This window comes from Streptomyces sp. NPDC046215 (genome assembly GCF_040646215.1).
GTDB lineage: Bacteria > Actinomycetota > Actinomycetes > Streptomycetales > Streptomycetaceae > Streptomyces > Streptomyces stramineus.
The window spans coordinates 1-9,079 of the sequence record NZ_JBEYZW010000144.1 but is presented as its reverse complement, the minus strand read 5'-3'; the positions used below and the strand labels follow the sequence as shown (position 1 = coordinate 9,079).

Genomic DNA, 9,079 nt, shown 5'->3' with positions numbered 1-9,079 from the left:
TTCGCGCTGGACGAGGCATCCGGTAGCGCGCGGGTCAGTGGCGGTAAGGGTGCGGGTCCGGTCGCGACGCTGGCCGGTGGTGGCGCCGAGCTGGGTGTTGCGGGTAAGTCCGGCACCGCGCTGCATTTGAACGGGGCTTCGGCTTATGCGGCGACGTCGGGTCCGGTGGTGGATACGACGAAGTCGTTTTCGGTGTCGGCGTGGGTGAAGTTGGATGACAAGTCGCGGAATTACACGTTCTTGTCCCAGGCCGGCGAGCACGCCAGCGGTTTTCAGCTGTACTACTCGAAGTCTTATGGCAAGTGGGTCTTCAACCGGCATGTCAAGGACACCGACGATACGCAGATTGTTCGGTCGATGAGTGCGGATGCGGCGCAGGTCGGGGTCTGGACGCAGCTGACCGGTGTGTATGACGCGGGGGCGAAGACGATTCAGCTGTTCGTCAACGGCAAGCCGCAGGCCACCGCCGCGTTCACGACGCCGTGGCGGGCCGCCAGTGGTCTGCAGATCGGCCGACTGTTCTACCAGGGCACCTGGCAGGAGAACTTCGCCGGCACCATCGACAACATCCGCATATCCGAGCAGAGTTCTGCCGCCCACTGCTCCCGCACGTACGCCGTCGGGCACCGCGGGGCGCCGGAGATCGCCCCCGAGAACACGATCGCCTCACTGGAGGCCGCGGCCGACCGCGGTGCGGACTGGGTCGAGACCGATGTGCAGTTCACCAAAGACGGCCAACCGGTCATCATGCACGACGCGACCGTGGACAGGATGACCGACGGGACAGGACGCATCGATCAGCTCACCGCCGAAGAGATCTCCAAACTGACGGTGAAGGGAGGCGGACATGTACCCACCCTGGAGCAGGTTCTGTCCTCGCTCAAGGTCAGGTCCGCTCGGCTCCTCCTGGAAATCAAGGGGCCGCAGTCGTCCGCGGCTGTGGAGTACGCCCTCAGGCTCGTCGCCGAGTCAGGCATGGCCGAACGCACGCTGGTCCAGTCCTTCGACGAGGGCGTAGTGCGGGACGCGGCCGCCTCCCCCCACAAGATGAAAGTCGCGCTGCTTCGGTCCAAACTCGACCCGGACCCCGTGGCCACGGCCCGTAAGTTCTCTCTCAGCGCGTACTCGGTGAACTTCAAGGGGCTCTCCGCCCGGCCCACGGCGGTGGACCAGCTGAAGGCGGCCGGTATCGAGGTGTTCGTCTGGACGGTCGACCGCGAAAACGAATGGCAGACCGCGACGTCATGGGGCGTGGACGGCGTCATCACCAACCGCCCGGACCAGTTCCTGCAATGGCGGAAATCCCACTGTCCTGAAACCGTCGTCTCTCGGTAGGGGCAGGGACGGCGTCGGCTCTGCCCTCGGTGAAGCCGACGCCGTCCGCATGCCGCCCAGCGGGCTGTCGGCCGAACTGAACGTTTGCGGTCCACCCTGGACGAACATCGGTTCGTCAAATTTTATATCCTGAAAAACAAACACCCTGGACTGCGGGAACGGAGCGCTTCACCATGCCTGGGCCTGATGTCACAGTCATCATCGCCGCGTACAACGCCATGCCGTACGTGACCCGCAGCATCAACTCCGTCCTCAGCCAGACCCTGGGGGCGGACCGGATCGAGCTGATCGTCGTCAACGACGGCTCGACGGACGGTACGGCGGACGAACTCGACCGGCTGGCGGCTACGGCCCCGCTGATGCACGTGATCCATCAGCCGAACTCCGGCGGACCGGCGGGGCCGCGCAACACCGGGCTCGATCGTGCCAGCGGGCGCTACGTCTACTTTCTGGACGCGGATGACCACATCGGGCCCGAGGCCCTGGAGCGCATGGTCAGGGCGGCGGACGAGAACGGCTCCGACGTCGCCCTCGGCCGCATCGTAGGGGAGGGCGGGCGCCGCGCACCCCAGTCGATGTTCAAGCGGAATCAGCCCAAGACGGACGTGTTCACGTCCAGGGTCTACTGGACGCTCAACCCCATGAAGCTGTTCCGCCGCGAGCTGATCGACCGGCTCGGGCTCCGTTTCGACACCGGGTTGTCGATCGGTGAGGACCAGCCGTTCGTCGCCACCGCCTACCTCAAGGCCGCCGCGATCTCCGTCGTCGCCGATTACGACTGTCTCTACTGGGTCGCGCGCGAGGACGGCAACAACATCACCGCGCAGGAGCACGGCGCGCGGATGCGGACCGACCTCTTCCGGACGATGGTCGACCTCGTCGCCGAACACGTCCCGGCGGGCCCCGACCGTGACACGCTGATGCACCGGCACTTCGCGGTGGAACTGCGCGACGCCGTGCTCCAGCTGAGCCGCGAACCGCAGCACGACGTCCAGGAGAAGTTGCTGGACGAACTGGCAGACCTGGTCACGCTGTACTGGACCGAGGGCCTGGCCGCCCGGCTGCCTGCCGTGATCCGCCTCCGCTGCCACCTCATCCGCCACAGGCATCTCCACGAGCTCCTCACCCTTGTGCGCTGGGAGCTCGACCGGGGCGCCGCCAGCTACGGCATCACCACCCTCGCCCCCACCGCCACGGCCCCCGGGATCCAGGTGGAGGACGGGCACGCCTACGCCCTCTATCCCCACTTCCGCGACTCCACGCTGAACATCCCCGACGATTGCTACGACATCACGGCCGAGCTGCGGGTCCGGCACCGTGTCGAGTCAGCCGAGATCAACGCCGCCGGGCTGCGTCTGACGGGGCACGCCTATATCCACCGAATATCCACCGATGACGTCACCACTGAGCTGATCCTCCGCAAGCGCGGCACGGACACGGAACACCGCCTCCCGGTCCACCACACCCCCACCCCGGGTCTGGGCGCCGACGAGGACAGCGGCCGCCATGACTACGGCATGGCGGGGTACGACGTGACCGTCGACCTGGCGCCGCTGACGGCCGGCCTCTGGGACCTCTCGCTCGCCGTGGGCGCCCAGGGCATAGCGAAGGAGGCCCGCCTCGGCAGCAGCCGCGCGGACTCCGTGACCACGGCGACGACCACGCTCGTGACGAACGAGGGTGCGGTGGTCGCCCTCTACACCACCAAGCCCTACGGAAACCTCACGCTGGACGTGAACGGCACCCGGCACCGCGTGCAACCGCACCTGCGGGTCACCGGAGCGGCATGGCTGGACGACGTCCCCTCCACCCTGATCGTCAACGGTGTCTGCTCGCTGGCACGTTGGCCCGAGGGTGCGCTGACCGTGCGCGCCAAGGGGCCGGGAGGCGCGGAGCAGACAGCTCCGGTCGCACCCTCCCCTTCCGACGGCAGCTTCGCGGCGCGAGTGCCGTGCACGGTCGCCGGCGAGTGGGAACTGAGTCTGCACCTCGCCGTGGCGGGCAAGGAGTGGTCCGTCCCTGTACCGCATCAGCCATCGCTGAAGCCCACGCGCTGGCAGCGACTCGGTATGCCCTGGTACGCGAAGCCCCTGCCGGACTGTGACGCGCTGACCCTGCGGGTCGGGCGGGTGGAGATCCTGAAGGCCGTCCGGAGCCGCCTGAGGAAACGCTAGAGATCGGGACGGCAGCACGGGGCGCGGGTTCCAGGCGCCGACGGACGGTTGCCGCGCGGCAGCCCCCGGCGTTTGATGGGAACAGTCCTCGGCGGGTGGCCGCCGGGAGGGAGACGTGAACGTGGACCTCGTACTGCGCCCCGGACGGGCGGATGACGCCGTGGACTGCGGCCGGATCTGTTTCGACGCCTTTTCCGGGATCGCCCGTGAGCACGGGTACCCCTCGTCCATCCCCGGGGTGGAGGAGGCCACGGGGATGCTGAAGATGATGCTGAGCCATCCCGGCTTCTACAGCGTCGTCGCCGAGATCGACGGGCGGATCGCCGGGAGCAACTTCCTCGACGAGCGGTCGCCCGTCGTCGGGGTCGGGCCGATCACCGTGGACCCCGGCGCCCAGAACGGCGGCATCGGGCGGGCGCTCATGCGGGACGTCATGGACCGGGCCGCCGCGCGCCGCGTCCCCGGCATCCGGCTGTTGCAGAGCGGCTACCACCGCCGGTCGTTCGCGCTGTACGCCGGTTTGGGGTTCGAGTTCCGGGAGACCGCCGCCTGTATGCAGGGCCCGCCGATCGGCGGGACCGTGCCCGGTTTCGAGGTGCGGCCCGCGACGGACGCGGACCTGGGGGCGTGCGACGACCTGTGCCGCAGGGTCCACGGCGTCGACCGCGGCGGGGAGCTCGCCGACGCGGTCCGGGCGGGCACCGCCCGGGTGGTGGAGCACGGCGGGAGGATCACGGGCTACGCCACCGACCTGTCCTTCTTCGCCCACGCGGTCGGGGAGAGCACCGAGGACGTCAAGGCCCTCATCGCCTCGGCGCCCGCTTTCGGCGGCCCCGGCATCCTCGTCCCGGCGCGCGACAGCGCCCTGCTCCAGTGGTGCCTGGCCCGGGGCCTGAAGGTGTCCGAGCTGATGAGCGTGATGACCATCGGCCTGTACAACGAGCCCGCCGGGGCCTACCTCCCGTCCGTCAGCTACTGAGCGGCTCCGCCGTCCGGGCTCAGACGGTGTGCCACTGCTGGTGCGAGCCCAGGTTGCAGTCCCACAGAATGACCGAAGCGCCGTTCCACCAATTGCCGTTGCCTATGGTCAGACACCGGTTGTAGACGGGATTGCGCAGCCGGCCGTTGTCCCACTGCCACTGCTGCGGGGCCCCGCCGTAGCAGTCCCACATGTTCAGGGCGGCGCCGTTCTCCGCGTTCCCGGCGACGACGTCGAGACATTTGCCGTTGAGGTCGCTGCGGAGCGTGAGACCGTTCCAGGTCCAGCGTTCGTTCGTTCCGCCGTGGCAGTCCCACATGTTCACCAGGGCACCGGCGGAGGGGTTGCCGTTGCGGACCTCCAGGCATCTGTTGTTCATGTTCGAGGCGAGCATGAAACCGGCCTTGACCGGCTCGGCTCCCGCCTTTCCGCCGGCCGGGGCGGCGGAGGCCGCGGAAGTGGCGAACAGGCCACTTGTCGCCAGGGCCGCGGCGGCGAGCAGCGTCATCGTGCGGCGCGATCGTGGTGATGTCCTCATGGGAACTCCCAGTGTGGAAACACGAGCCTCGATTTCCCTGCGGTGGAACGGCCCCACGCTACGGGTGGGACCGCCGCCCCGGTGAGGCGAGAACGCGCCGCCCCTGCCCCGTGGGCTCACGGGGCAGGGGCCGACCGAGAGCCGTCACGCGTGCAGATAGCGCTCCAGCGCCTCCACCACCAGCTGGTGGTCGTCGCCCTGGGCCAGGCCGGACACCGCGATCGTCCCCACCACGCCCGTGCCGCGCAGCCGGACCGGGAACGCGCCCCCGTGGGCGGCGTAGCGGTCCGGGTCCAGGCGCGAATGGTCCTCGAACGTGCGGCCCTTGGCCCGGAAACGGGCGCCGACCAGGTACGACGACTCGCCGTACCGCTCGACGACCCGGCACTTGCGGTCGATCCAGGCGTCGTTGTCGGCCGACGTGCCGGGGAGCGCGTAATGGAAGAGCTGCTGCGCGCCCCGCCGGATATCGACCACGACGGCGGCGCCCCGCTCCCGGGCGAGCCGGACGAGGAGCGAGCCGAGCTCCCACGCGTCGTCGTTGCCGAACCGGTCGAAGACCAGGCGCCGTTCGTGTGCCTCCAGACGCTCGGTCTCCGTCACCTCCGTCCCTTCCGCTGCCTCCGACGCCTCCGTCCGTGCCGTCCCCTCGCTCATGCCGACTCCCCGAGGCGGACCGTGCGGGCCTCCGTCGCCGAGACGCGGGCCGCCTCCAGGACGCGCAGCGTGGCCGCGGCCTCCAGGGCGGTGACGGGCGGCCGGCCGCCCGTGCGCAGGGCGTCGGTGATCGCCGCGTAGAAGGCTGGGTAGTCGCCGGGGAGGGTCGGGACGGGCTCGCCGCCGCCCGTCACCGGCGATTCCCCCGCGCCGAGCCGGCCCCAGGCGGACTCGGGCTCGACGCCCCAGGCCGCACCGTCGTCACCCGGGCGCCGGCCCTCGCGGAGGGCCGCCTCCTGCGGGTCGAGGCCGTACTTCACATAGCCCGCCCGGCTGCCGAGCACGCGGAAGCGCGGGCCGAGTTGGGCGGTCGTGGCGCTCACCCACAGGTGGGAGCGGACGCCATTGGTGTGCGTGAGGGCGATGAACGTGTCGTCGTCGGCCTCGGCGCCCGGGCGCCGCACGTCCGTCTCCGCGTAGACCGTCGCGGCGGGGCCGAAGAGGGCGAGGGCCTGGTCGACGACGTGACTGCCCAGGTCGTAGAGCAGCCCGCCGATCTCCGCCGGGTCGCCGGACTCGCGCCAGCCGCCCTTGGGCACGGGCCGCCAGCGCTCGAAGCGGGACTCGAAGCGCAGGACGTCGCCGAGCGCCCCGTCACGGAGCAGCCGTTCGACCGTGCGGAAGTCGTTGTCCCAGCGCCGGTTCTGGAAGGCGCTCAGCAGCAGGCCGCGCGCCCCCGCGAGCGCGGCCAGCTCCTCGGCCTCGGCGGCGGTCGCGGCGAGCGGTTTGTCCACGACGACGGCCAGCCCCGCTTCGAGGGCGGTCCGGGCGAGGGCGACGTGGGTGCGGTTGGGGGAGGCGATGACGACGAGGTCGAGCTCCCCGGCGCGGGCGAAGAGGGCGTCCGCGCTGTCGACCGTCCGGACGCCGGGGTGCTCCGCGACGGCCTGGCGCTGCCGGCCGGGGTCGGCGGTGACGACGGTGTCGAGGGCGAGGCCGTCGGTGGCGGCGATCAGCGGGGCGTGGAAGACGGAGCCCGCGAGGCCGTAACCGATGAGGCCGACGCGGAACGGGGCGCGGGAGTGACGGGGGCTGCCCGTGGTGTCATCCATGCCGCCCACTTTGGCAACGCTGTTGCCAAAGTGCAAGCGAACGCGACAATGGTCCCTGTGAACAGCATCAGCCCCACCAGCTCACCCGGCGCCTCCGGCACCCCAGGCTCGACCGGCGCCAATCTGACCGCACTGCGCGACCACAACGCCGCCGCCGTGCTGGGTCTGCTGCGGGGCGCGGGCGCGGAGGGCGCCAGCCGGGCCGAGCTGGCCGCGCGCACCGGGCTGACCCCGCAGGCCGTCAGCAAGATCACCGCGCGGCTGCGGGCCGCCGGCCTCGCCACCGAGGCGGGCCGCCGCGCCTCCACCGGGGGCAAGCCGGCCACCGTCCTGCGCCTGGTGCCCGGCGGCGCCCACGCCGTCGGCCTCCACCTCGACCGCGACGCCCTCACCGCGACCCTCGTCGACCTCGCCGGGGCCGAGGTCGCCACGCGCACCGCGCCGCTCGCCTTCGGTGCCGGCGCGGACGCGGTGCTGGAGGCGGCGACGGGGGAGGTGCGGGCCCTCGTCGGGGGCGCGGGCGCCGCGCCGCTCGGCGTCGGCGTCGCGGCGCCCGGCCCGCTCGACCACCGCGGGGGCGTGCTGCACAAGGTCACCGGCTTCCCCCAGTGGGACGGCTTTCCCCTGCGGGACGCGCTCGCCCGCAGGCTCGGCGTGCCCGTCGTCCTCGACAAGGACACCAACGCCGCCGCGCTCGGCCTGGCCCTGCGCGGCGCCCCCGGCGTCGGCTCGTTCGCCTATCTGCACCTCGGGACGGGCCTGGGCGCCGGGCTCGTACTCGACCGGGCCGTGCACCGGGGCGCGCGCACCGGCGCGGGGGAGTTCGGGCACCAGGTCCTCCAGCTCGACGGCCCCCCGTGCCCCTGCGGCAACAACGGGTGCATCGAGGCCCTCTGCCTGGCCGCCGTCGCCGCCGGGGACCCCGCCCGCGCCGCCCACCTGCTCGGAGTGGGCGCCGCCAACCTCGTCCGGCTGCTGGACATCGACCTCGTACTGCTCGGCGGCCGGACGGTGCTGGCCGACCCGGATCCGTACGCGCGGGGCGTGCGCGCCGTCCTCGCCGGCGCGGTTCCGGTCGCCGTCACCCCCGGCGGCGGGCGCACCGTGGTCGAGGGCGCCGCCGAGCTCGTCCTCGCGCGGCTCTTCGGGGCCGGAGCGGTTTGGTGTGGCCGGTAGCGGTAGCCGGGGGAGCTGAGGACGCCGCCGCGCAGCGGTGGTGCGCCCGGGACCCGCCGGGCCAGTTCCTCTGTTCATCGGATGAAACGAAGGTAGTCACATCGGGCGGTATGTGACGGCCAGTCGGACGTACCCGGCCGTGCCGGGCCGTGGCACCGGCCCCGGCGGTGGGATGTTCCTGACGTTCTCGGACCCACACCCGCAAAGGCCAAGCGATGACCCTGCCCCGCGTGCTCGTCATCGGCGCCGCCGCCCTCGCGGTCCTCTCGACGGCGGCACCCGCGTCCCCCCAGCACCCCCGCGACCGCGCCCCCGTCCACGCCGGCTGTGCCACCCCCGGCAGCGCCACCTTCCCCATCACCACCCGGCTGAGCGGCGGCCCCGACGCCTACGAGCGCGGCGGCGCCCCGCGCACCTGGCGGCTGGAGCTGCGCAACGCCACCGGCACCGAGTGCCGTAACGTGCACCCCGTCGCGGTCCTCGCCGACCGGGGCCGGGTGCTCCGGCCCGGTGACATCCGCCTCGACTTCTACGACCCCACCGCCTCCCGCTGGCGGCCGGTCCGTTTCGAGCGCACCGACGAGGCCGAGAACGTCGGCGTCTTCGAGGGCCGGTCACCCGAGTTCCCCGGCTTCTCCGTGCCCGCGCGCGGCGCGGTCCCCGTGCGGGTGCGCCTCGCCTTCACCGAGGGCGCCCCCGAAGGCCGGGTGACGGCCAACGTCACCACCGTGCAGCGGCGGGGCGCCGACGGCGACTGGGTGGGGGAGTCCAACGACTACGCCTTCGGCGTCGGAGGCGCCGCGGGCCGGCCCGCCGGGGCCACGGGCGGCGGCGAGCGGGAAGGGCAGGACGCGGGCCAAGGGCCCGCCCTCGCCGACACCGGCTCCCAGCGCCACCTCTTCGCCATCGGCGCCGCCGCGTTCGCGTTGCTCCTGGCCGGAGGTTCGCTGTTCTTCGGGGCGCGGCGGGGGCGCTGAGCCGGGTTCCGCTCCGGCGGGTCGTGGGGGTGCACCACCGCTGCGCGGCGGTGTCCTCAAACGCCGGACGGGCTGATTCGGCTGAGCTCAGCCACAACAGCCCCACCCGCGATAGAGGACCCACCCGCAGG

8 protein-coding genes are annotated in these 9,079 nt (G+C 72.0%); 5 read left to right on the top strand and 3 right to left on the bottom strand.

Annotated features, from left to right (window positions below):
- From ABZ951_RS32840 to ABZ951_RS32830, 3 genes are all read left to right on the top strand, one after another.
- Nucleotides 1-1,335 (top strand): glycerophosphodiester phosphodiesterase family protein (locus ABZ951_RS32840; protein WP_361281627.1); only part of this gene is annotated, 1,335 nt, incomplete at its 5' end.
- Between the two features lie 173 nt (nt 1,336-1,508).
- A complete protein-coding gene (locus ABZ951_RS32835) occupies nt 1,509-3,509 on the top strand; it encodes a glycosyltransferase family 2 protein (RefSeq protein WP_344091203.1) in 2,001 nt (666 codons plus the stop codon).
- 121 nt (nt 3,510-3,630) lie between these two features.
- Nucleotides 3,631-4,488, top strand: coding sequence for a GNAT family N-acetyltransferase (locus ABZ951_RS32830; protein WP_361281624.1), 858 nt, complete (start codon nt 3,631-3,633; stop codon nt 4,486-4,488).
- Nucleotides 4,489-4,507: 19 nt separating this feature from the next.
- Here ABZ951_RS32830 and ABZ951_RS32825 read toward each other — a convergent pair whose 3' ends face one another.
- From ABZ951_RS32825 to ABZ951_RS32815, 3 genes are all read right to left on the bottom strand, one after another.
- On the bottom strand, nt 4,508-5,026 hold the full coding sequence (locus tag ABZ951_RS32825) for an RICIN domain-containing protein (RefSeq protein ID WP_344091199.1): 519 nt from the start codon (nt 5,024-5,026) through the stop codon (nt 4,508-4,510).
- A 144-nt stretch (nt 5,027-5,170) separates the two neighbouring features.
- On the bottom strand, nt 5,171-5,683 hold the full coding sequence (locus tag ABZ951_RS32820; protein WP_344091197.1) for a heme-degrading domain-containing protein: 513 nt from the start codon (nt 5,681-5,683) through the stop codon (nt 5,171-5,173).
- Complete coding sequence (locus ABZ951_RS32815; protein ID WP_344091195.1) at nt 5,680-6,795, bottom strand: Gfo/Idh/MocA family oxidoreductase; 1,116 nt, start codon at nt 6,793-6,795, stop codon at nt 5,680-5,682. The genes ABZ951_RS32820 and ABZ951_RS32815 overlap by 4 nt, the downstream gene beginning before the upstream one ends.
- A gap of 66 nt (nt 6,796-6,861) precedes the next feature.
- On the opposite strand from ABZ951_RS32815, the gene ABZ951_RS32810 reads away from it, so the two are divergent.
- Nucleotides 6,862-7,971, top strand: a complete 1,110-nt coding sequence (locus tag ABZ951_RS32810; RefSeq protein ID WP_361281630.1) for an ROK family transcriptional regulator — start codon at nt 6,862-6,864, stop codon at nt 7,969-7,971.
- A 215-nt stretch (nt 7,972-8,186) separates the two neighbouring features.
- Entirely contained in the window at nt 8,187-8,948 is a 762-nt protein-coding gene (locus ABZ951_RS32805) for a hypothetical protein (RefSeq protein WP_344091193.1), read from the top strand.
- Nucleotides 8,949-9,079 lie beyond the last annotated feature (131 nt).

Bases quoted from the DNA above. Each gene is read 5' to 3' on its own strand.
- ABZ951_RS32820 (WP_344091197.1), bottom strand. From the start codon at position 5,683: ATGAGCGAGGGGACGGCACGGACGGAGGCGTCGGAGGCAGCGGAAGGG.
- ABZ951_RS32825 (WP_344091199.1), bottom strand. From the start codon at position 5,026: ATGAGGACATCACCACGATCGCGCCGCACGATGACGCTGCTCGCCGCC.
- ABZ951_RS32835 (WP_344091203.1), top strand. From the start codon at position 1,509: ATGCCTGGGCCTGATGTCACAGTCATCATCGCCGCGTACAACGCCATG.
- ABZ951_RS32815 (WP_344091195.1), bottom strand. From the start codon at position 6,795: ATGGATGACACCACGGGCAGCCCCCGTCACTCCCGCGCCCCGTTCCGC.
- ABZ951_RS32805 (WP_344091193.1), top strand. From the start codon at position 8,187: ATGACCCTGCCCCGCGTGCTCGTCATCGGCGCCGCCGCCCTCGCGGTC.